At 66.3% G+C, this 20910-nt stretch carries 30 protein-coding genes; 19 read left to right on the forward strand and 11 right to left on the reverse strand.

The window, feature by feature from the left end; genetic code table 11:
- Window positions 1-88: 88 nt before the first annotated feature.
- The 5 genes from G6N36_RS07360 (at window position 89) to G6N36_RS07380 (ending at window position 2688) form a co-directional block, all read left to right on the forward strand.
- Window positions 89-1261, forward strand: coding sequence for a phage major capsid protein (locus tag G6N36_RS07360; protein WP_163685902.1), 1173 nt, complete (start codon window positions 89-91; stop codon window positions 1259-1261).
- Window positions 1262-1263: 2 nt separating this feature from the next.
- Window positions 1264-1425 (forward strand): hypothetical protein, encoded by a 162-nt coding sequence (locus tag G6N36_RS07365; protein WP_163685903.1) that lies wholly within the window; start codon window positions 1264-1266, stop codon window positions 1423-1425.
- A complete protein-coding gene (locus tag G6N36_RS07370) occupies window positions 1422-1607 on the forward strand; it encodes a hypothetical protein (RefSeq protein ID WP_163685905.1) in 186 nt (61 codons plus the stop codon). Before G6N36_RS07365 ends, G6N36_RS07370 begins: the two co-directional genes overlap by 4 nt.
- 47 nt (window positions 1608-1654) lie before the next feature.
- The gene (locus tag G6N36_RS07375; RefSeq protein ID WP_163685907.1) at window positions 1655-1924 is read left to right on the forward strand and encodes an alkylmercury lyase; all 270 of its coding nucleotides are present in this window, start codon (window positions 1655-1657) and stop codon (window positions 1922-1924) included.
- A gap of 464 nt (window positions 1925-2388) precedes the next feature.
- A complete protein-coding gene (locus G6N36_RS07380; protein WP_163685909.1) occupies window positions 2389-2688 on the forward strand; it encodes a hypothetical protein in 300 nt (99 codons plus the stop codon).
- Here G6N36_RS07380 and G6N36_RS07385 read toward each other — a convergent pair.
- On the reverse strand, window positions 2685-2978 hold the full coding sequence (locus G6N36_RS07385) for a hypothetical protein (protein ID WP_163685910.1): 294 nt from the start codon (window positions 2976-2978) through the stop codon (window positions 2685-2687). The two genes, G6N36_RS07380 and G6N36_RS07385, sit on opposite strands and share 4 nt — an antisense overlap.
- Window positions 2979-3182: 204 nt before the next feature.
- On the opposite strand from G6N36_RS07385, the gene G6N36_RS07390 reads away from it, so the two are divergent.
- From G6N36_RS07390 to G6N36_RS07400, 3 genes are all read left to right on the forward strand, one after another.
- Window positions 3183-3650 carry a hypothetical protein gene (locus G6N36_RS07390; protein ID WP_163685912.1) on the forward strand — a complete coding sequence of 156 codons (468 nt, stop codon included), beginning with the start codon at window positions 3183-3185 and terminating at the stop codon, window positions 3648-3650.
- Window positions 3651-3725: 75 nt separating this feature from the next.
- On the forward strand, window positions 3726-4100 hold the full coding sequence (locus tag G6N36_RS07395; RefSeq protein ID WP_163685914.1) for an ArsR/SmtB family transcription factor: 375 nt from the start codon (window positions 3726-3728) through the stop codon (window positions 4098-4100).
- Window positions 4097-4738: a cation diffusion facilitator family transporter gene (locus G6N36_RS07400; RefSeq protein ID WP_163685916.1), complete on the forward strand. Its 642-nt coding sequence runs from the start codon at window positions 4097-4099 to the stop codon at window positions 4736-4738. The genes G6N36_RS07395 and G6N36_RS07400 overlap by 4 nt, the downstream gene beginning before the upstream one ends.
- 210 nt (window positions 4739-4948) lie before the next feature.
- On the opposite strand, the gene G6N36_RS07405 is transcribed toward G6N36_RS07400, so the two are convergent.
- The 3 genes from G6N36_RS07405 to G6N36_RS07415 all read right to left on the reverse strand — a co-directional run bounded on the left by G6N36_RS07405 (window position 4949) and on the right by G6N36_RS07415 (window position 6692).
- The gene (locus tag G6N36_RS07405) at window positions 4949-5395 is read right to left on the reverse strand and encodes a DUF6197 family protein (protein ID WP_163685918.1); all 447 of its coding nucleotides are present in this window, start codon (window positions 5393-5395) and stop codon (window positions 4949-4951) included.
- A 134-nt stretch (window positions 5396-5529) separates the two neighbouring features.
- Window positions 5530-6288 (reverse strand): molybdate ABC transporter substrate-binding protein, encoded by a 759-nt coding sequence (modA, locus tag G6N36_RS07410; RefSeq protein WP_163685919.1) that lies wholly within the window; start codon window positions 6286-6288, stop codon window positions 5530-5532.
- Window positions 6288-6692 carry a TOBE domain-containing protein gene (locus G6N36_RS07415; RefSeq protein WP_163685921.1) on the reverse strand — a complete coding sequence of 135 codons (405 nt, stop codon included), beginning with the start codon at window positions 6690-6692 and terminating at the stop codon, window positions 6288-6290. The genes modA and G6N36_RS07415 overlap by 1 nt, the downstream gene beginning before the upstream one ends.
- Window positions 6693-6775: 83 nt before the next feature.
- On the opposite strand from G6N36_RS07415, the gene G6N36_RS07420 reads away from it, so the two are divergent.
- Window positions 6776-7909, forward strand: coding sequence for a methyltransferase (locus tag G6N36_RS07420; RefSeq protein ID WP_163690526.1), 1134 nt, complete (start codon window positions 6776-6778; stop codon window positions 7907-7909).
- Window positions 7910-7915: 6 nt separating this feature from the next.
- Here the strand turns inward: G6N36_RS07420 and G6N36_RS07425 are convergent, their stop codons facing one another.
- A complete protein-coding gene (locus tag G6N36_RS07425; protein ID WP_163685922.1) occupies window positions 7916-8698 on the reverse strand; it encodes a hypothetical protein in 783 nt (260 codons plus the stop codon).
- Between the two features lie 80 nt (window positions 8699-8778).
- Between G6N36_RS07425 and G6N36_RS07430 the strand changes: the two genes are divergently transcribed.
- Window positions 8779-9144: a RidA family protein gene (locus G6N36_RS07430; RefSeq protein ID WP_163685924.1), complete on the forward strand. Its 366-nt coding sequence runs from the start codon at window positions 8779-8781 to the stop codon at window positions 9142-9144.
- A 25-nt stretch (window positions 9145-9169) separates the two neighbouring features.
- Here G6N36_RS07430 and G6N36_RS07435 read toward each other — a convergent pair whose 3' ends face one another.
- Entirely contained in the window at window positions 9170-9529 is a 360-nt protein-coding gene (locus G6N36_RS07435) for a DUF952 domain-containing protein (protein ID WP_163685925.1), read from the reverse strand.
- Window positions 9530-9659: 130 nt separating this feature from the next.
- Here G6N36_RS07435 and G6N36_RS07440 point away from each other — a divergent pair, with 130 nt between their 5' ends.
- Window positions 9660-9851, forward strand: coding sequence for a DUF7455 domain-containing protein (locus G6N36_RS07440; protein WP_083123673.1), 192 nt, complete (start codon window positions 9660-9662; stop codon window positions 9849-9851).
- A 63-nt stretch (window positions 9852-9914) separates the two neighbouring features.
- Window positions 9915-10922: a YihY/virulence factor BrkB family protein gene (locus G6N36_RS07445; RefSeq protein WP_235689988.1), complete on the forward strand. Its 1008-nt coding sequence runs from the start codon at window positions 9915-9917 to the stop codon at window positions 10920-10922.
- Here the strand turns inward: G6N36_RS07445 and G6N36_RS07450 are convergent.
- On the reverse strand, window positions 10912-11148 hold the full coding sequence (locus G6N36_RS07450) for a DUF3039 domain-containing protein (protein WP_163685926.1): 237 nt from the start codon (window positions 11146-11148) through the stop codon (window positions 10912-10914). The genes G6N36_RS07445 and G6N36_RS07450 overlap by 11 nt on opposite strands.
- A 66-nt stretch (window positions 11149-11214) precedes the next feature.
- On the opposite strand from G6N36_RS07450, the gene G6N36_RS07455 reads away from it, so the two are divergent.
- The 3 genes from G6N36_RS07455 (at window position 11215) to G6N36_RS07465 (ending at window position 13543) form a co-directional block, all read left to right on the forward strand.
- Window positions 11215-11616, forward strand: a complete 402-nt coding sequence (locus G6N36_RS07455) for a DUF3099 domain-containing protein (RefSeq protein WP_179964737.1) — start codon at window positions 11215-11217, stop codon at window positions 11614-11616.
- A gap of 147 nt (window positions 11617-11763) precedes the next feature.
- Complete coding sequence (locus G6N36_RS07460) at window positions 11764-12723, forward strand: sigma-70 family RNA polymerase sigma factor (RefSeq protein ID WP_163685927.1); 960 nt, start codon at window positions 11764-11766, stop codon at window positions 12721-12723.
- 124 nt (window positions 12724-12847) lie between these two features.
- Entirely contained in the window at window positions 12848-13543 is a 696-nt protein-coding gene (locus tag G6N36_RS07465) for an iron-dependent transcriptional repressor DtxR (RefSeq protein ID WP_163685928.1), read from the forward strand.
- On the opposite strand, the gene G6N36_RS07470 is transcribed toward G6N36_RS07465, so the two are convergent.
- Window positions 13540-14577: a DUF4192 domain-containing protein gene (locus tag G6N36_RS07470; RefSeq protein WP_163685929.1), complete on the reverse strand. Its 1038-nt coding sequence runs from the start codon at window positions 14575-14577 to the stop codon at window positions 13540-13542. The genes G6N36_RS07465 and G6N36_RS07470 overlap by 4 nt on opposite strands.
- A 97-nt stretch (window positions 14578-14674) precedes the next feature.
- Window positions 14675-15355 carry a hypothetical protein gene (locus G6N36_RS07475; RefSeq protein ID WP_235689989.1) on the reverse strand — a complete coding sequence of 227 codons (681 nt, stop codon included), beginning with the start codon at window positions 15353-15355 and terminating at the stop codon, window positions 14675-14677.
- A 151-nt stretch (window positions 15356-15506) separates the two neighbouring features.
- Here G6N36_RS07475 and sthA point away from each other — a divergent pair, with 151 nt between their 5' ends.
- The 4 genes from sthA to G6N36_RS07495 all read left to right on the forward strand — a co-directional run bounded on the left by sthA (window position 15507) and on the right by G6N36_RS07495 (window position 19780).
- Window positions 15507-16913 (forward strand): Si-specific NAD(P)(+) transhydrogenase, encoded by a 1407-nt coding sequence (gene sthA / locus G6N36_RS07480; RefSeq protein ID WP_179964909.1) that lies wholly within the window; start codon window positions 15507-15509, stop codon window positions 16911-16913.
- A 125-nt stretch (window positions 16914-17038) separates the two neighbouring features.
- Entirely contained in the window at window positions 17039-18007 is a 969-nt protein-coding gene (locus tag G6N36_RS07485; protein WP_163685931.1) for a proteasome assembly chaperone family protein, read from the forward strand.
- A gap of 32 nt (window positions 18008-18039) precedes the next feature.
- A complete protein-coding gene (locus G6N36_RS07490; protein ID WP_163685932.1) occupies window positions 18040-19062 on the forward strand; it encodes an alpha/beta fold hydrolase in 1023 nt (340 codons plus the stop codon).
- 31 nt (window positions 19063-19093) lie between these two features.
- Window positions 19094-19780, forward strand: coding sequence for a PhzF family protein (locus G6N36_RS07495; RefSeq protein WP_163685934.1), 687 nt, complete (start codon window positions 19094-19096; stop codon window positions 19778-19780).
- Between the two features lie 9 nt (window positions 19781-19789).
- Here the strand turns inward: G6N36_RS07495 and nrdR are convergent, their stop codons facing one another.
- On the reverse strand, window positions 19790-20260 hold the full coding sequence (gene nrdR / locus G6N36_RS07500) for a transcriptional regulator NrdR (RefSeq protein WP_083123767.1): 471 nt from the start codon (window positions 20258-20260) through the stop codon (window positions 19790-19792).
- Between the two features lie 162 nt (window positions 20261-20422).
- The gene (locus G6N36_RS07505) at window positions 20423-20872 is read right to left on the reverse strand and encodes a LysM peptidoglycan-binding domain-containing protein (protein ID WP_163685936.1); all 450 of its coding nucleotides are present in this window, start codon (window positions 20870-20872) and stop codon (window positions 20423-20425) included.
- Between the last annotated feature and the right edge of the window lie 38 nt (window positions 20873-20910).

The following is a 20910-nucleotide window of genomic DNA, read 5'->3' on the forward strand; positions in this document are numbered from 1 at the left end:
GGTAAAGGCAGCCTGCGACCCATCGTCTACATACGTTGCGCGGCAACGTGATTCGGTCGCGCACGCCTTACCCGAAGGAGACAGCCACATGGCTGGATTGCAGGAGCAGCTGGCCCGCTTGGAGCAGCTGCGCGAACAGGCCGCCGCCAAGCGGGAGGCCATCCTCGACAAGGTCGAAGCCGAAGGCCGCGACGAACTCACCGTCGAGGAGACGACCGAGTTCCGGCAGCGCACCGGCCACATCGCCGAACTGGACGGCCTGATCGCTGAGCAGCGCGCCGAACTGGAGCGCAGCGGCAAGCTCGACCCCGACACGCAGCGCGTGCGCCAGGCATCGGGCGCCGATGGCGGCGCTGGCGCAACCGAGGCGCAGGCGTGGGCGCAGCGCGCCGCCCAGGCGGTGCACGCCATGGGCGGTGAGGGCCGCGCGCTCGTCAGCGGTGCGGTCGACGTGCCGCGCCTGGTCGAGCCCAACGTCACGCCGCTCGCCCGGCCCACCCGGCTCATCGACCTGCTGGTCAACCGCAAGCAGCTGGAGGGCAACGCCTTCGAGTACTTCCGGCAGACAGTGCGCATCAACAACGCCGCGCCGGTGCCCGACAACGCACTCAAGCCCACCAGCGTGCTCACCACCGAGGCGGTGCAGGACCGTGCCCGCGTCATCGCCCACCTGTCCGAGCCAGCACCCATCAGGCTGCTGCAGGACGTCGAGGGCCTGCAGGTGTGGCTGGCCAGCGAGATGGCCGAGGGCGTGCTGGACGCGCTGGAGCGCCAGATCATCCGCGGTGACGGCACGGGGGAGAACGTGGCCGGCGTCCTGTCCGTCGCGGGCACCGTGCCGGTCGCCTTCGCCACCGATGCGCCCACCACGCTGCGCAAGGCACTCACCACCATGCAGACAGCAGGCGAGACGCCCAACGCGGTGGTGCTGCACCCCAGCGACGCTGAGGCTGTAGACCTTTCGCGCTGGGGAGCGAACGGCGGCTACCTGCTGCCCAACGCGTTCAGCGGCGCACCCGGCGGCAACGTATTCGGCGGCCCCGAGATCCAGCGCGTCATCAGCCCAAGCATCCCGGCAGGCACGGCGCTGCTGGGCGACTGGCAGCAGGTGCAGCTGTACGTGCGCGAGCAGGTCAACGTGCTGCTCGACATGTCCGGCGACCTGTTCACGCACAACCAGTTCATCGCCCGTGGTGAGGGCCGCTTCGGCATCGGGGTGCTGCGGCCTTCGGCGTTCGCGGTAGTTGACCTGACGGCGTAGCCATGCCCACCGATGACGGCCTGACGGCGGTGCCGACTGGTACCGGCCGGTGGCGCTGGACGTGGCGCGCACCGTGGGGCGCCGTGCACCAGGCGCAGCGCACCAACAAGACGGAGCAGGCCGCCCTGGCTGCCGGGCGTAAGTGGCTGCGGGCACAGCAGTGACGGCCAGCCCGTGGGACGACGACGGCACCGGCGAGTGGCTAACCGTCGAGGACTGCGCCCGGCGCATGCGGGTGAGCCAGGACCAGGTGCTCGACATGGTGCGGCGCCGCGTGCTGCGCACCCGCCACCAGTGGGGCGTGACGCTGGTCCAACCGGCCATCGTCAGCGGTGCTGTCGAGTAATGAGCTTGCCGTGGCGGTAGGACTCGCGATGGCGGACGATGAGACTCATGCGCGTCGAACTGCTGACCTCACCAGGCTGCCCGAACGCCGAGCAGGCCAGGTCGGTTATCGAACACTGCCTCGGCGCGCTCGGCATCCAAGCGCCCATCATCGACCGCGTGGGGCACTACCCGTCACCCACCGTGCTCGTCAACGGCGTCGATGTGATGCGGCCAGACTCTGCCCCGCCCAGCGGGGATGCGTGCCGCTTGGACCTGCCGACCCACGAACGTGTACGGGACGCATTACGGGCCGCCAGCGCACGTCCAACTGGGTAAGCGTGGGAGTGGGTGCAGGGTCCAGGCCGACGGCGCGCATCGCAGCCACCCCGACACCGTGCTGTGCGGCCCACACTGGCCGAACCGTAGGCCCCTACAGTGCCGAGCCAACCGGGCCGCGCAGCACGGCCAACCACACCAGGCAGCACCCGAACGAGCGGCAGCGGTGACCACAGCGACCGCACGACAGCGGCCCGCAGCACCGGCCCCGGGCATAGCCCCCACGAAAGTTCGCCAGCCGCCCAGCGCCCGAGCCTCCCGGATCGGGTTTTCTACCCCCGGCGCAAAGTGAACGCGCGAATGGCGCTGCGGCACGGCGCCACCCGGTTCCAAGCGGGGCCTAGATCAGCTGTGATCTGCGCGAATCGTCGTGGCAACCGGGTCAGTCGTGGCGAGAAGCGTTCACCGCGTAAGTGAACACCCGGCGCGTGGCCGGTTCGGGGTGTGTACGAGGGAGGGCAGGGGTGCCGAGGCTCTACGACGACGCCGCGCGGGCGGCGCGTGATGCGCAGCTGCTGCGGCTGTACCTCGCGGGCCACAGCTACCGCGCAATGGCGGCGCAGCCCGGCCTGGGCCTTTCTCTGCGCGGTGTGGTGAAGGCGGTGCGGCGGCAGCTGGCCGCCGGGGTGGACCCGGCCACCGCGACGGCTGTCTTCGCTGCCGCGTACCGGGCTGCGTGCGATGGTGACCTGTTGGGCGCGCAGGCGCTGCGTCGCGTGACGGCGCTGGCCGGTAGCGGCATGCAGCCAGAGGTTGTCAGCTAACGACGGTGCAGAACCTGGTCCACGACTTCGGCGTCCAGTGGGCTGGTGTTCATCGGCGGCCGGTCGTAGTTGGGGTGCAGGGTGCGCAGTGCCTGCCCCTTGGCGTGCACGGCTTTGACGGTGCGGCCCAGCTGCTGACCCAGACGGGTGCACGTGGCCGTGTCGAGGGGCTGCCAGTCGTGGGCGGCCAGCCACTCGGCCACCACCAGGGTGTCGGCCTTCGCCCACCTCTGGCGCGGTGCTGGCCCCACCATGTCCTTGCAGGTGGGGTCTGGTTGGGTGCGCTTCATCAAGTTGTCCTAACTCGTGGTTGCTGTTTTCTGTCTAGCCGCGCTGCTGCAGCACTTCAATTCCTAGCGCAAAGCGCGCTGGGCAGTTGCGGCGCGGCACCGCCGATTTCGCCCGCTCACGAGGCACGATGATGGTGGCGGTGTAGCGCCAGGTTGGACCGCGCGCCCACGACGGGCGGTACCCACGCGACGAGAGCCAGGCAGATGCCGAAACGCAGCCCCTGGGCGAGCTACCACAAGCGACAGCGGCAGATCGACTCCAAGGTCTTCGACATCGTGCTGTCCGCGAGCCACCCCTGCACCTGCGGCCACGTGCAGGGCTTCCACTGGAACACCGACGACGGCGAGAACACCGGCAAGTGCGTTGACGCCGAGTGCCCGTGCGAGGCGTTCGATGAGGACACGTTCGCGGCGGCGCAACTGTCCGCCGGGGTGCTGCCCACCACCACTGCTGCTGCCGCTGAGCAGGACGACGCCGAGGACGACGCCTTGCGGCGGGCCATGCGCGCCGAGGAGCAGCGGGAGGTCAGCGCCGAGGAGGCATGGGACCGGGCGGTGCACGCGGATCGGCCGCGACCAACCGGCAAGCCTCGGCGCGACACCAAGCAGGACCCGGCGGTGCTCGACGCATTGCGCGAACTCAACGGCAGTCCCGACGATCTCACGGGCTAAAGCACGCCACCCTGGCTACCGAAAACGACGAGAAGCTCTCTTCCTAACATCGCCCTTAACAGATATCATCGTCCAATGACGATCAATCGCGAGGGCAATACCGCCACACCACAGCGCGGCGGTCTGGGCACGGACGCAGCAGTTGCCCTGTTCCACAGCCTCTCTGACGGGGCCCGGCTAGCCATCGTGCGCCGCCTGGCACAGGGCGAAGCGCGCGTTGCGGATATGAACGCCGAACTGGGCCTCGCCCAGTCGACGGTCTCAGCGCATGTCGCGTGCTTGCGGAACTGCGGGTTAGTCACGGGCCGCCCAGAGGGCAGGCAGGTGTTCTACTCCCTGACCCGACCGGAACTGCTCGACCTTCTGGCGTCGGCCGAAACCCTGCTCGCTGCCACTGGCAACGCCGTGGCGTTGTGCCCCAACTACGGAACAGGAACCACCGCCAAATGAGCACCGAGACCCTCCCCGCAGCTGAGGTGGAACGGCTTACCCGCCGGGGCCTGCGGCTTGCGCAGTTCACCGTGGGCTACAACGTCATCGAAGGGGCTGTCGCCATCACTGCCGGACTACTTGCCGGACTGGTGTCGGTTGTGGGCTTCGGCATCGACTCCGGCATCGAGTCAATCGCCGCCGTGCTGGTGGGCATGCGGCTGGCCGCGCGGCTGCGCCACGGGCACGCCGACGAACGCAAGGAGCGCCTGGTGCTCAAGCTGGTTGCCTCCACGTTCTTCCTGCTAGCTGCCTACGTGACCGTCGAGGGCATCCGCAGCTTGGTCAACGGCGAGGAGCCCGAGCGGTCGTTGGTCAGCATTGGCCTGCTGGTTGCGTCGATCATCATCATGCCTATCTTGGCGGCAGCGAAGAAGCGGGTGGGCAACCGGCTGCAGGACAACCTAATTCTTGCGGACGCTGCCCAGACGAGAATATGTGTCTTGCTTAGCATTTCGACGCTTCTGGGCGTCGGGCTGTTCGAACTGACAGGCGCCGCCTGGCTCGATCCGGTGGCCGGGTTCGTCATAGCCGCTTTCGCGATTCATGAGGGCCGCGAGGCCTGGGCTGGCGAGCTGGTGTGCGATGACGACGATTGATGCGGCTGGGTCGAAGGGGCCGCTGCTGCTAGTCCAAGGTATTGGCGTGCACACCGCTCCCCTGTCACCGCTGTTTTCCCAGCCCAAGCACACGGCCCAGTGGGCGCTAGTGCGCGACTACCTCGACTGAAACTCCGTACCACTAGCGAACCGCAGGTTTGTCGGACACGCACAGCGCAGCCAGTGGATGCCTTATGGCCGCTCGTGCACCTAGGCGTCGACGTGGGCGGCGGCGCGCTTCAGCATGAGCACCGCGTCGGCCGCGGTCGTGTGCACGTCATCGTTGAAGGCGTCCAGGTTCGGCCAGTCCATTGCGTTGGCGGAGTTGGCGAGCCGCACCAGTAGTAACTCGAGCCGATCGACCTGCATTTGCGCCGCGTAAGGCTGCCCACTGTGCCAGTAGCCAGCCGCGGTACGTAGCGCCCCTCCTAGGCAGAAGCTGCATGGGGCGGCGACGGGCTCGGTGCGTTCCCGGTAGCCTCCCGCGCCGACGTGCTGGGTGCGCACCCGCACCCAGTCGCCCGGCGAGTCGACTGAGGGGCGCACCTGGTTACCCTCGGCGTCGCGGCAGTAGGTGCCCTGGGTCCACCCACCGTCAGCCTCGATGAGCGCCAGGGCGCCCTCGATTACCTCGCGGTCGGTATTCATGTCAGCCATGCCTTCAAAGTACGTAGTGCCGCCACGCGACAACACGAGGCTGACCTCCAAGTTGATGGGGGTTTACCCCCCTGTAGCCCTACTTCCGGCCGCCGCACGCCGGCGGCGGCACCTCGGGAACATAGGCAACTAGGTCAGGGTTTGGCGAAGCCGGCAGCAGTCAGCGTCGTCTGACCGGCCTCACCCGTGACGGCGTCGATGAACTTGCGGGCCAGTTCCCGGTGTTCGGAGGACTTGAGCGCGGCGATCGGATAGGTGTTCACGGCATCGGCGGATTCTGGAAACGGCACGGCAGTGACCTTGTCCCCCGCGCCCGTCGCGTCGGTGACGTACACCAGACCGGCATCGGCCTGGCCCGTCGTCACCTTGTTGAGCACGTCGCTGACCGACGTTTCCTCGCTCACTGGTGTGATATCTACCCCGGCGGCGTCCTCGACCCGCTGGGCCGCCGAGCCGCACGGCACCTGCGGCGCGCACACCACCACGGCGAGTCCGGGCTTCGTCAGATCCCGAAATGACATGATCCGCTTCGGATTTCCCGGTGCAACCGCGATCGTCAACGTGTTGGATGCGAAGTTAACCGGTTCGCCGTCCAGCAGTCCAGCCTGAGTCGCCTTGCCCATGTTCTGGGTGTCGGCGGACGCGAAGACGTCAGCCTGTGCGCCCTGTGTCAGCTGGGTGACCAGATCCGAGGAGCCCGCGAACGAGAACTCCACCGTCGTCCCCGGATTGTCGGCGTTGAACTGCTCACCGATCTCGGTGAACGCCGACTTCAATGAGGCCGCCGCGAACACCATGATCGTTTGGCTGTCCTCCGGCTCGTCGCCAGATCCGCACGCCGACAACACCAACGCCAAAGTCGCCGCCGATGCAAACACCTTGGACTGCTTCATCATTGGCCCCCAGACGTCTCCACGACCACGGTGGTTGCCTTCACGACCGCAACGGCCACACTGCCCGGCTCGAGCTGCAGTTCCCTTACGGCGTCCGTGCTCATCAACGAGACGATGGTGAACGGTCCGCACTGCATCTCGACCTGAGCCATGACGGTGTCCGTGACGACCTTTGTCACCAGTCCGGCGAAGCGGTTGCGCGCCGAACTCGCGACGCTCAGCGGGTCCTTGGGCGCCACACTCGCCTTCGTCCTGGCGAATGCGGCCAACGCGGCCCCGTCGATCGCTTTGCGACCCGACGCATCGAGGTGAGCGGTCAAGGCGCCGTCATCGATCCAGCGGCGCACGGTGTCGTCGCTGACCCCCAGGAGTTCGGCTGCTTCACGGACGCGAATTTCCGGCACGGCGGAAGCGTACCGAACCTTTTCGAGCCAGTAACCGTATCCACGGAGCTAATCCGCGAATGAATCCGTGCATGCGGCAAAGAATGAAGCGGCACTATCGACCGGTAGTCTTTTGCTCCGTGCCTGAGAAGCCCGCAACAGTCCCACCCGCCCGCGTCGTCCGCATCATCGAGTCCGCCCGCACCACGCTGCAGAAGGTCAACCGCGCGATGGTGCCCGGCTACATCGCGTTGCTCGAGACGGCGCAGGGGGCCTGGGTGTCCCAGGCCCTCTACGTAGCCGCCAAACTCGGCATCGCCGACGAGCTCGCGAACGGCCCCAAGTCGGCCGACGAGGTCGCCGCCAAAGTGGGCGGGCACCCGGACTCGGTGTTCCGCTTGATGCGCATGCTCGCCGGCCGGGATGTGTTCCGCCAACTCTCCGATGGCCGGTTCGAGTTGGCCGCCATGGGCGAAGCATTGCGCGCCGATGCACCCAATTCCCTGCGGTCGATGGTCCTGTTCATCGGATCTCCGGAGCACTGGGCTGAATGGGGCGAGCTGCTGCATTCGGTGCAGACGGGTCGACCCTCACCTGAAAAGCTCTACGGCAAGTCGTATTTCGAGCATCTCAACGAGGCGCCCGAGCAGGCTGCGATCTTCAACGACGCCATGTCAGCAATGGCGAGGTTGGCCAACGAAACTGTGATCCCGGCGTATGACTTCTCCGGCTTCAAGCTCATCGCCGATATCGGCGGAGGTCACGGCAACCTGCTCAGCGCCATTCTGCGCTCGGCCCCGACCGCCCGCGGCGTACTGTTCGATCTCCCGTCGGTCGTGGCCGGCGCGGGGCCGGTGCTCGAGGCCGCCGGCGTCGCGAATCGTTGCGCCGTCGAGGGGGGTTCATTCATGGACCTGGTTCCCGACGGGGCCGATGCCTACGTGATGAAGTCGATCATCCATGACTGGGATGACGAGATCTCCGAGAAGATCCTGCGCAACGTCCGCACCGCGATCGCGTCGAACGGCCGGCTGCTGCTGCTCGAACTCGTGCTGCCAGAGCGTGCGACCTCGAACTGGGGGGCCGTGCTCGACATGGAGATGCTCGTCTCCCCCGGCGGCCGGGAGCGCACGCGCGCAGAGTTCGCGAATCTGTTGGCGCGATGCGGGTTTCGGCTCACCCGTGTCGTCGACACCGCGACGCCGATGATGTCGATCGTGGAGGCCGCTCCGGTCTGATCGCCGTCAGCGCTTCTTCTCGCGCACCTTGTACGTCGAGGGCCACGACTCCCGCGTCTCGTCGCCGACGAGCGGCACGCCCTTGCTGCCGATCCTGATATCGAACGCCTCCTTGCCCGCACCTACCTCACGGTTGGCGTGCTCGGTCGCGAGGTAAATCAACTGGTCGATCTCCGCCTCGGCGAATGCGACGAACGTGGTGTTTCGCACGATCTCCTCGTCGGGCGGAGCCATCCGCTCGGGAAGTAGCCGTGACGCCAGCGCCGCGAGGCCCAGCAGCGAGAACGGGACGACCCAGTAGCAGACGAAGGACAGCGGTGTCTTGGTGTCCAGGATGGTCGCCTCGCCGTACACGATCGGCGGGATGGCCGACGACACTGTCATCCCCGCGAACGCGGCCACCCAGATCCACGTCAGCACCGCCGTGATGCGTTTGAAGACGTCGGTCTCGATGATCTCTTTCGGTTGGCCGACCTCCGCGAATTCACGGACGAACGGCCTGTGCGCGAGGATGCTGCCGAGCGCCACCAGAAAGATGCCTGCGTTGCTCAGCGGCTGCATCCACTGCTGCATGAATTGCTCGCTCAGCGTGAAGGTCAGCACCGTCAGCACTAAAAACGTTGCGATGGCGCCTATCTCGAGCGTGCGGCCCGCCGATCCCTTCACCCGGCCGATCACGAACGACAGCACGGCAATCGCGAACGCGACCAATACCGCGGTATGGAAGGGGACGTTGCCGACCAGGACCCAATAGACGATCCACGGCGCGAAGCCCAGAAGAATGCCCACGGTGGGTCAGTTTAGGTTGTCAGTCAATGGCCCGACTGTAAACCCTTGCCTGAGCCACCGGGGCGACTACTTTGTGTGTGATGACGCGCCGCAATGTCTCCTCCGGCTCCGAGTACGAGGCCACGGTCGGATACTCGCGGGCGGTGCGGACCGGCCCATTCGTCGCCGTCGCGGGCACCACGGGCGCCGGTGACAGTGTCGCGGCGCAAGCACGGGACGCGTTGCGGCGCATAGAAATAGCTTTGCAGGACGCCGGCGCCTCCTTGGCGGACGTGGTGCGCACACGGATGTACGTGACGGACATCTCGCGCTGGCACGACGTCGGCGCAGTCCATGCCGAGGTATTCGGCGACGTCATGCCGGTGGCGACCATGGTCGAGGTGTCGGCTCTGATCGCGCCCGAACACTTCGTGGAGATCGAGGTCGACGCCTACGTGGCTGACTAGGACCTTCCGCCGCCGCGCTCGGCCTCTACTGCTCGAGCGGCGCGAAAACGCCGTCGGCACCCGGCTCGTAACGCGTGACACTGATCACAGCTTCGGTAGGTAGTGGACCGTACAAATGTGGGAACACCATCGCATCGGGATCGCTCGGCACACCGGGTTCCCAGCGGATCGGAGAGGACAGGCGTGCAGGGTCGATGCGCAGCAGTACGAGGTCTGAGCGGCCGGTGTAGAGCCGGTTGGCCGGCAGGTGCACCTGCTCGGGCGTGGACAGATGCACGAAACCGTGTGAGGCCAGCGAGTCGGGCCGTAGCTCACCGCGGTCCTGAGCCGACCGCCAATCCTCGGCGCCGCAAATGTGGACCAGCACAGCCGGCAAGGGTGTCATACCGCGGGTCTGACTCGTGGGCAACTCGGCATAACGGTGAGACACGACACACCCGTAAAGCCCTAGGGAACAAGGCCGAAACCGAAAGCGTCTGAGACAGTAGAGATACGCGAGAACCGATGGAGGTGCCATGACCGCAACGCTCATTAGCCCGGAATTGACCAAGGCTGACCGCTGCGATCGCTGCGGAGCCGCGGCTCGCGTACGGGCGAAGCTCCCGTCGGGCGGCGAACTGCTGTTCTGCCAGCATCACGCCAACGAGCACGAGGCCAAGCTGGTGGAGCTTGCCGCCGTTCTCGAATCGAGCCCGCTCGAGGCATAACCCCGACACGACGGCCCGCCTGGTTAGGCGAGACGGGCCGTCGTCAGGAATGCTGGTCTGGACATGAAAGACCAGTCCCAGCCGTTACCCCTTCCGCCATCACGCCATCACATCAGGCATATCGTCCGGCGCACACTCTCGAAGAGTTGGGACGACTCGATTTTCTCCGAGTCAGCGCAGGCGGCGTTCTGGTGCGCGCTGTCGCTGCCGCCGCTGCTGTTGGGAATGCTGGGGAGTCTGGCGTACATCGCGCCTCTGTTCGGCCCGGAAACGCTGCCTGCCATCCAGGAGCAGCTGGTCGGCACGGCGGAACGGTTCTTCTCCTCCAGTGTCGTGGACGAAATCATCGAGCCCACGGTGCGCGACATCGTCAGGGGCGCCAGGGGTGAAGTGGTGTCGATCGGCTTCGTGATCTCGCTGTGGGCGGGCTCGTCGGCCATCTCGTCGTTCGTCGACTCCATCGTCGAGGCTCACGACCAGACACCACTGCGCCATCCGGTGCGGCAACGGTTCTTCGCGCTGGGCCTGTACGTGGTGATGCTCGTGGCGGCGATTGCGGCCGCGCCGTTCGTCGCACTAGGGCCGCGCAAGATCGCCGAACAGCTGCCCCAAAGCTGGGACAACGCACTGGCCTTCGGCTACTACCCCTTGCTGTTCGTCACGCTGGTGGTGGCGATGAACATCCTCTATCGGGTGTCTCTGCCCGAACCGCTACCGACACATCGGCTTGTCCTGGGGTCGATCCTGGCGACTGTCGTCTTCCTGGGGGCGACATTGGGGCTGCGGGTATACCTTACGTGGATCACCAGCACCGGCTACACCTACGGCGCGCTCGCGACGCCGATCGCGTTCCTGCTGTTCGCCTTCTTCCTCGGCTTCGCGATCATGCTGGGCGCCGAACTGAACGCCGCGATTCAGGAGGAATGGCCCGCGTCCCCAACCCATGCCAAACGGGTTCGGTTGTGGCTCAAGCAGAAGGCCGAGGCGCGCAACGGTCGCGGCGTACCGCCCGCGCGGGACGACGACAAAGCGCCGGCGGCGGACCCGACCCCCGACGCCGCTACTTCTTGAGCTGGTCGTAGATCTTCTTGCACTCGGGGCAGACGGGCGACCCCGGCTTGGCGGCTTTGGTCACCGGGAACACTTCGCCGCACAGCGCCACGACGTGCGTGCCCATCACCGCGCTCTCTGCGATCTTGTCCTTCTTGACGTAATGAAAGAACTTGGGGGCGTCGCCGTCGGTGCCGTCGTCGACGCGTTCGTCGGTGTCGGTGCGCTCGATCGTCTGGGTCTGCATGCCAACCATTTTGCCTGTAAGAATTCCGACACGTCCAAGAGACGACGAGTGTGGAACAGTGGAGGTATGAAACACGGCCCAGAGCTGAGTTTCGATGATGACGGCCGACCGATCCTGATCACCCAGGCCGCACCCTCATACGAAGTCCAGCACCGCGAGCGGGTACGCAAGTACCTGGCGTTGATGTTCTGGCGCATTCCCGCACTCATCGCAGCCGCGGTGGCGTACGGCATTTGGGAGAACGGACTCATCTCCCTGGCGATCCTGGTGGCGTCGATTCCCCTGCCGTGGATCGCAGTACTGATCGCCAACGATCGGCCGCCGCGTCGTGCCGAGGAACCGCGACGCTACGAGTCCGCGCGCCGAATTCCGTTGTTCCCGACAGCGGAGCGGCCGGCACTGGATTATCGCGCGCACTCGACGCGGCAATCGGGTGAAGGTGATCCGCAACGCGATTTCGCGGACTGAGGATTTTCTAGCGCATTTCTCAGCACATTCTCAGGTCAAGATCGAATAACCGCAGATCAGAAGGTGTGAATCACCCGATCCTTGGGAACTCCTACGGGCAGATGGGCGTTATAGCTCATGACAGTTCGACCCGATCAGGAGGCCGTGATGGCAAATGCCACCCTTACCCGCATCGAGGGCGATCTGGACGCCCAGAGTCCAGCCGCCGACCTCGTACGCGTCTACTTGAACGGCATTGGCAAAACGGCCTTGCTCAATGCCGCCGATGAGGTTGAGCTCGCAAAGCGCATTGAGGCAGGCCTTTACGCGCAGCATTTGCTCGCCACGCGTAAGCGCTTGGGCGAGAGCCGCAAACGTGATCTTGGCGCGGTCGTCCGGGACGGCGAAGCCGCCCGTCGCCACCTCCTGGAAGCCAACCTGCGTCTGGTGGTGTCGCTAGCCAAGCGCTACACCGGTCGCGGGATGCCGCTGCTCGACCTGATCCAGGAGGGCAACCTCGGCCTGATCCGTGCGATGGAGAAGTTCGACTACGCCAAGGGGTTCAAGTTCTCGACCTATGCGACGTGGTGGATCCGTCAGGCGATCACCCGCGGCATGGCCGATCAGAGCCGCACGATCCGGCTTCCGGTCCACCTCGTCGAGCAGGTCAACAAGCTAGCCCGGATCAAGCGCGAGATGCACCAGAATCTGGGCCGCGAGGCGACCGACGAGGAGCTCGCCGAAGAGTCGGGCATCCCGGTGGAGAAGATCACCGACCTGCTCGAGCACAGCCGCGATCCGGTGAGCCTGGACATGCCGGTCGGTAGCGACGAGGAAGCGCCGCTGGGCGACTTCATCGAGGACGCCGAGGCGATGTCGGCCGAGAACGCGGTGATCTCCGAATTGCTGCACACCGACATCCGCCATGTGCTGGCCACGCTCGACGAACGTGAGCAACAGGTCATCCGCTTGCGGTTCGGCCTGGACGACGGCCAGCCGCGCACCCTGGACCAGATCGGCAAGCTGTTCGGTCTGTCGCGCGAGCGCGTCCGTCAGATTGAGCGCGAGGTGATGGCCAAGCTCCGCAACGGCGAACGTGCCGATCGGTTGCGGTCTTACGCCAGCTGAGAACGTTTTCGCTGAATGCCCGCCGGTCCGCCGGCGGGCATTCTCAGTCGCACGTGTCGGGGTGCGTAGCGGCGCAGTTCAAGCCCCTCGGCCGGTAGACTCGGCCTTGACGGAGGGTTGTGAAATGAACGATCTGGTCGATACCACCGAGATGTACCTGCGGACCATCTACGACCTCGAGGAAGAGGGCGTGGTGCCGCTGCGTGCGCGTATCGCCGAGCGCCTCGACCAGAGCGGTCCGACCGTGAGCCAGACCGTCTCCAGGATGGAGCGCGACGGGCTGCTCCACGTCGCGGGTGACCGACATCTCCAGCTCACCGACAAGGGCCGCGGCCTGGCCGTCGCGGTGATGCGCAAGCACCGGCTCGCCGAGCGGCTCCTGGTCGACGTGATCGGGCTGCCGTGGGAGGAAGTGCACGCCGAGGCCTGCCGGTGGGAGCACGTGATGAGCGAGGACGTCGAGCGTCGCTTGGTGCGGGTGCTCGACAACCCCACCACGTCCCCGTTCGGCAATCCGATTCCCGGCCTTGCCGAGCTCGGACTGGCCTCGAGCGAGTCGGGCGCCGACCAGATCAACCTGGTGCGGCTCACCGAGCTGCCCGCCGGCATGCCCGTGGCTGTCGTGGTGCGACAACTGACCGAGCACGTGCAGGGTGACGTCGAGCTGATCGGACGGCTCAAGGACGCCGGCGTGGTGCCTAACGCGCGCGTCACGGTCGAAGCCAACGACCATGGTGGCGTCATGATCGTGATCCCAGGCCACGAGCAGGTCGAGCTGCCCCACCACATGGCGCACGCCGTGAAGGTCGAGAAGGTCTAGCCCGCGCGGCGCCCGAACGCGCGCCGGGCCGGCAAGCGCACGCCCAGCCGATCGGCCAACCGGTATCCGGTCGTGGCCAGGTCACGAATCTGCTCCGGTCGCATCCCCGATTGCAGGGCCGTGTCGAGCATGCCCGCCATCCGATGGGTCTCGTCGCACCGTAGCGCCGCATCCAGCGACACTCCTGCCAGCGGCCCATCGCCGCGGGCATATGCCGAGAATGCCAGCAGCACAAGCGCTTCCACCCGCCATGGCTCCGGAAGCGTGCGGGACAACTGCGCCCACAGCGCTTCGGCCTGTCCGGCCGCCTCACCGACCGCCAGCGCGTAGAGCGTGTCACGCACCAGCGGGTCGGTCAGGGCACACGCCAGCCGTGCGGCTGCGTCATCGGACAGCGGCTGACCGTCGGCGATTTTGACCGCTGCGGCCATGGCCATTTCGACATCGCGTCGCACATCGGCGTCCGACCGGTCGGCATCACAGCTACCGATGGACGCCTCGAGCGCGGCGCAGCGGGCCGGATCCGCCACTGCGATGACCTCCTGAAGTTCCGCGCGCCGCGCGTAGAGCCTGCGTCCATCCAGGACCGCGGCGACGGCCAACGGCGATGCGGACGGGTCTTCGACGGTTCCGGCATTCCCGCAGCCGTCGGCACAGTGCCAGTGTCCGCCTGCGGCGACGCGGTCAACGATGTGAGCCGCCAGCAATTCGATACCGTGCTCGGCGAGTGTCGCCGACAGAGCGGCGGCCAGGTGGCGGTAGTCGTCGTTGCACATCCGGCAGTTCGCGCCGTCGTCATCGACGATGACCGCGATCGCCGCGTCTGGTCGAGCACTCGCGGCCACCTCGGCGATGTGCTCCACGGATTCCGTCATCTCACCGGAAAGATCAACGCGCATAACGCATCCCATCTCCCCGTGATCGACAGTCACCAAGACGAGAGACTTCTCGGGCACGAAGCCCAGGACTGCGGGCAGGGCGGCGATCAGTACGCCGGGGCGGTTGAGGCTGAAGTCAGGCGAATGCGGTGTCATGCTCCCACCGTGGTTCCCGGCGGCGACTCTCCCAGCCATCACAACGTCGCACAGGGCGTCCATGTGGATCAAAGTGCGATTGGGGATGAAACGGGCACTAGCCGTCGCGGCGCAGCTTCACCACCGCATCCCGGAACAGCGCGTCCAGCGACGAGGTGTCGGCCTGGTCCACCGCTGGGTCCTGTAGCCAGCTGGCGCTCACCCGCGTGTCGCCGATTTGGGCCGCGAAGGTCAGCACCGTCCGCTCTGATTCCGGAGTCGTCACGGTCTGCTCGACGGCGTAGGCGTCATCGGCGTCGACCGGCGGCGCGGGCAGCACCGTCACGTCCACTGTCGATGCCTGCTCGCCCGCGCCCACGTCGAACGACGGGCATGCACGCAGTTGCTCCAGCCGACTGCTCAAGGGCGGTACCGGCCGCATCACGACGAGGATCAGCCTGCTCGCGGTCGCGCTGTCGACCCCTTCCACACCAACGGTTTCGCTGTGCCACAAGACCGGCGGCGTGCAGGTGGGCGGGGTGACGACCTCGCCCCTCGAAACAGCGTCGATGTCCTGCACCACGCGGTCCAGCCCGCCGTCGTCGAGTTCCGCAGCCGCGTACTGCGGCGGGAAACGGTTGGGTTCGATGAGCAGCTGCGCAACCGGGACCGGGGCCTTTTCCTCTACCCCGGACGCCGGCTCCGAGGCCCCGACGACGACACGGCTGCATGCAGCCAGCGACGCCGCGACCATCAGCAGCGCGCAGCCGCGCAGGCACCGCGACAGCCTGTCACCCATCGGGGTCATCGTCTCACCGCTGCGTCCGCCGACCAGTCAGGCGCGCGTACGGATCCGGGTTTGGTAACGGACGATTAATTTCACGTGGTCTCGACGCCCGTCGGCGTGCAAGATCCGCGCAACCGGCGTAGACCTTGTTGCCATGGGTTCCATGCTCGAATACGACCTCGTCGTCATCGGTTCTGGCCCCGGTGGCCAGAAGGCCGCGATAGCCGCGGCAAAGCTCGGCAAGACGGTCGCCATCATCGAACGCGGACGGATGCTTGGCGGGGTGTGCGTGACCACAGGGACGATCCCGTCGAAAACACTGCGGGAAGCCGTGCTCTACCTCACCGGCATGAACCAGCGCGAGCTCTACGGAGCCAGCTACCGGGTCAAGGAGAAGATAACCCCCGCCGACCTGCTCGCCCGCACGTCTCACGTGATCGGCAAGGAGCAGGACGTCGTCCGTTCGCAGTTGATGCGCAACCGCATCGATCTCGTCCAGGGGCACGGCCGGTTCGTCGACGCGCACACCGTGCTGGTCGAGGAGCCCACCCGGGGCGAGCGCACAACCGTCAGCGGGGATCACGTCGTGATCGCCACCGGTACCAAGCCGGCGCGCCCGGCCGGCGTCGAGTTCGACGAGGACCGCGTCCTGGACTCCGACGGCATCCTCGACCTGAAGTTGCTGCCGACCACCATGGTCGTGGTGGGGGCCGGCGTGATCGGCATCGAATACGCCTCCATGTTCGCCGCGCTCGGCACCAAGGTCACCGTGGTGGAGAAGCGCGACAACATGCTCGACTTCTGCGACCCCGAGATCATCGAGGCACTGAAGTTCCACCTGCGCGACCTCGCGGTGACGTTCCGGTTCGGAGAGGAGGTGACCGCCGTCGACGTCGGCGCCGCTGGCACAGTCACCACCCTGGCCAGCGGCAAGCAGATTCCGGCCGAGACGGTGATGTATTCCGCGGGCAGGCAGGGCCAGACCGAACACCTCGATCTGGCCAACGCCGGCCTGCAGACCGATGCGCGAGGGCGCATCACCGTCGATAGCAACTTCCAGACCCGCGTCGACCACATCTATGCCGTCGGGGACGTGATCGGATTTCCAGCATTGGCGGCCACTTCGATGGAGCAGGGCCGACTGGCCGCCTATCACGCCTTCGGTGAACCGGCCAAGGGCATGACCGACCTCCAGCCGATCGGCATCTACTCCATCCCGGAGGTGTCGTATGTGGGTGCCACCGAGGTAGAACTGACCAAGAAGTGCCTGCCGTATGAAGTCGGCGTCTCGCGCTATCGGGAATTGGCGCGCGGACAGATCGCCGGCGATTCCTACGGAATGCTGAAGCTGCTGGTCTCGACGGACGACCTGAAGCTGCTCGGTGTCCACATCTTCGGCACCAGCGCGACCGAGATGGTCCACATCGGCCAGGCCGTGATGGGCTGCGGCGGAACCATCGAATACCTCGTCGACGCGGTCTTCAACTACCCCACGTTCTCCGAGGCCTACAAGGTCGCCGCGCTGGACGTGATGAACAAACTGCGTGCTCTGAATCAATTTCGCCATTAGCGATTCCCGCTTCGGCGAGCTGCATTAGGCCGGGGTCGTACGTTTGGGTAACGCAACGTGGGCCACACTGGTTGTCACGTTGGGAAAGGCGATCACGCTTTTCACACCGTCGAGGAGGCGCGAAGATGGCGGACGAGGCAGATCAACCCGAGCAGCGTTACCAACCGGACCAGACCGGCATGTACGAGCTGGAGTTTCCGGCCCCGAAGCTGACGTCGGCGGATGGCCGCGGTCCGGTGTTGATCCATGCGCTCGAGGGCTTTTCCGACGCCGGCCACGCCATCAAGCTGGCCGCCCAGCACCTCAGGAACACCCTCGACACCGAGTTGGTGGCCTCCTTCGCGATCGACGAACTGCTGGATTACCGATCGCGGCGCCCCCTGATGACCTTCAAGACCGACCACTTCACCCACTACGAGGAACCCGAACTCAGCCTCTACGCGATGCACGACAGCGTCGGCACGCCGTTTCTGCTGCTTGCCGGCCTGGAGCCGGACCTGCGGTGGGAGCGGTTTCTGACGGCCGTGCGACTGCTGGCCGAGCGGCTCGGGGTGCGCCGGGTGATCGGCCTGGGGGCCATCCCGATGGCCGTCCCGCACACCCGTCCCATCACGCTGACGGCACACTCCAACGACAAGGAACTGATCGCCGAACATCAGCCGTGGGTCGGCGAGGTGCAGGTGCCGGGCAGTGTGTCGAATTTGTTGGAGTTCCGGATGTCCCAGCACGGGTACGAGGTCGTCGGATTCACCGTGCACGTGCCGCATTACCTCGCCCAGACCGACTACCCCGCCGCCGCGGAGGTGCTGCTGGCCGAGGTGGCCAAGACCGGCGGGCTCCAGATCCCGCTACAGGCGCTGGACGCCGCGGGCGCCGAAATACTGCAGAAGATCAACGAGCAGGTCGAGGGCAGCACCGAGGTGGCCCAGGTGGTGACCGCGTTGGAGCGTCAGTACGACGCTTTCGCCGCGGCCCAGGAGAACCGCTCGCTGCTTGCCCACGACGAGGATCTGCCCAGCGGCGAGGAGCTCGGTGCGGAGTTCGAGCGGTTCCTCCGGCAGCAGGACAGGGGCAAAGACGGCGACGCCAAATAGCGCCCGTCCGGAAGGGCAGCTAAGTTGTCGCAATGGCCGCGCGACCGACCAACCTGCGCCCGGTTCGGGAACTCACACCCGAGTTGGAGTTCCGCACTATCCACGGGTACCGGCGCGCGTATCGAGTGGCGGGCTCTGGACCAGCGATCCTGCTGATTCACGGCATCGGCGACAACTCCACCACCTGGAGCACGGTTCAGTCGAAATTGGCCCAGCGATTCACCGTCATCGCGCCAGATCTGCTGGGCCACGGCAAGTCCGATAAGCCCCGCGCCGACTACTCGGTGGCCGCGTACGCCAACGGGATGCGTGACCTGCTGAGCGTGCTCGACGTCGACCGGGTCACTGTCGTCGGCCACTCCCTGGGTGGCGGCGTGGCGATGCAGTTCGCCTACCAGTTCCCCCAGCTCGTCGAGCGGCTGATCCTCGTGGGAGCCGGCGGCGTGACCAAAGACGTCAACATCGCGCTGCGGGTCGCCTCACTGCCGATGGGCAGCGAGGCGTTGGCGTTTCTGCGTCTACCGCTGGTGCTGCCGGCGGTGCACGCCGTCGGACGTGTGGCCGGAGCGATGTTCGGATCGACAGGTCTGGGCCGTGACATTCCCGACGTGCTTCGGATCCTCGCGGATCTGCCGGAGCCGACGGCCTCGTCGGCCTTCGCGCGCACGCTGCGCGCGGTAGTGGACTGGCGCGGCCAAGTTGTCACAATGCTCGATCGATGTTATTTGACGCAATCCGTTCCGGTGCAATTGATTTGGGGAAGTGCCGACTCGGTGATACCGGTCAGTCATGCCCGTCTGGCACATGCGGCGATGCCGGGCTCACTGCTGGAGATCTTCGAGGGTTCCGGGCACTTCCCGTTCCACGACGACCCAGACCGGTTCGTCGAGGTTCTCGAGCAGTTCATTCTTTCCACCGAACCCGCGGTCTACGACCAGGATTATCTGCGCGGATTGCTGCGCACCGGCATCGAAGAGGGTGCGATCTCAGGCTCGGCCGACACCCGGGTCGCCGTACTCGACGCGATGGACCACGACGAGCGCAGCGCCACCTGAAGACGTCGACGCACCTCGGTAGCATCGGTCCATGGCCATCGACGTAACGGTACTGCGGGTATTCACCGACCCCGACGGCAACTTCGGAAATCCGCTAGGCGTTGTCGACAACAGCACCGTCGAGCCCACCGACCGTCAACGGATCGCCACCCAATTGGGTTACAGCGAAACCATTTTCATCGATCTGCCGCAAAGCGGCTCCAGCACGGCGCACGCGCGGATCTTCACCCCGGCCGTCGAATTGCCCTTTGCGGGCCATCCGACCGTGGGTGCCTCGTGGTGGCTGCGCGAGCAGGGTTTCGCCATCAACACCTTGCAGGTGCCCGCGGGCATCGTGCAGGTCACCTACGACGGCGATCTGACGGCCGTGAGTGCGCGTTCGGAATGGGCTCCGGACTTCGCGATCTATGACCTCGCGTCCGTCGACGAACTGATGGCGGCGGATCCGTCCGACTACACCGATGCGGCCGAGCACTATCTGTGGACCTGGCTCGACAAAGCCGCCGGAGTGATCCGCTCAAGGATGTTCGCCGCCGATCTCGGCGTCCCGGAGGACGAGGCCACCGGCGCCGCGGCGGTCCGCATCACCGACTACCTCAGCCAGGACCTGGAGATCGTGCAGGGTAAGGGGTCGAGAATATCCACCGAGTGGAGCCCCGAGGGCTGGGTGCGGGTCGCAGGGCGCGTCGTCAACGACGGTACGAAACAGATCGAGTGAGGGGGCGGGTCAGCTCTGGGCCGGCTGTGGAGATTCGCGATGCTCACGCAGCTCCTTGATCTCGCGCTCGAAATCCTCTGCCGACGTGAATCCGCGGTAGACCGAGGCAAACCGGAGGTAGGCGACTTCGTCGAGGTCACGGAGCGGACCGAGGATGGCCAGGCCCACCTCATTGCTGGGGACCTCAGCCGAACCGGTGGCTCGCACCGCGTCCTCGACCTGCTGAGCAAGCAGATTCAGCGCGTCGTCGTCGACCGCCCGGCCCTGGCAGGCGCGGCGCACGCCTTTGACGACCTTCTCCCGGCTGAACGGCTCCGTGACACCGCTGCGTTTGACGACGGCGAGCACCGCCGTCTCGACCGTCGTGAAGCGACGACCGCATTCCGGGCATGATCTGCGGCGGCGAATCGCCTGGCCTTCGTCGGTTTCCCGGGAGTCGACCACTCGGGAATCGGGATGACGACAGAACGGACAGTGCATCACCGCTCCTTCGCCACACCACCAAACGACCAACCCGAACGCCTCTGAGCGTACCTGCGCGGGAGTTCGCGAGCCCAGGTTCGTGCTGATTGGCACATATCCCATCGTGGTGTTACCGAATACCCTTGCGGGGCTGATGTTTTCACCGCCCACAGCGCACCGTCAACTGATCGGTGCGATCAGTGTCTGGCCGGCATGAATCGCCACCGTGTCGAGTTGGTTGAGTTCGCGGATCCGGTCGACAACGCTTCCCACCGGCGCATCGGGCGCCACTCGGCCCGCCACCTGCTGCAGCGTTTCGCCCGTCTGCACCTGAACCACCGCGAGCCGGTCGGGCACTGGGGCCGATTCGCCGACGACACCGCCGAACTGTGCCACCAGGCCGAGCCACACTGTGATGCCTGCGGCGACCATTGCCAACAGGACCGTCGTGACCGGGGTGATGGGGCGGCGCCGGCGCGGAGCGCGCGACACGAGGACACCGGAGCTGCGGTACCGCACCGGAGCGCCGCCGGGCCGCCGTGACGGCGGCCGCCGCCGTGCACCCGCGGGCCGGACACCCGGCCTGACCACAGGTGTTGCCTGGATTTCCCGCGTCTCGAGAATCGTCATCTTCCTGCCTTCCGGTCCAAGGTCGTTCGCTTGTGTGT

It is taken from the genome of Mycolicibacterium gadium (genome assembly GCF_010728925.1).
Lineage (GTDB): Bacteria > Actinomycetota > Actinomycetes > Mycobacteriales > Mycobacteriaceae > Mycobacterium > Mycobacterium gadium.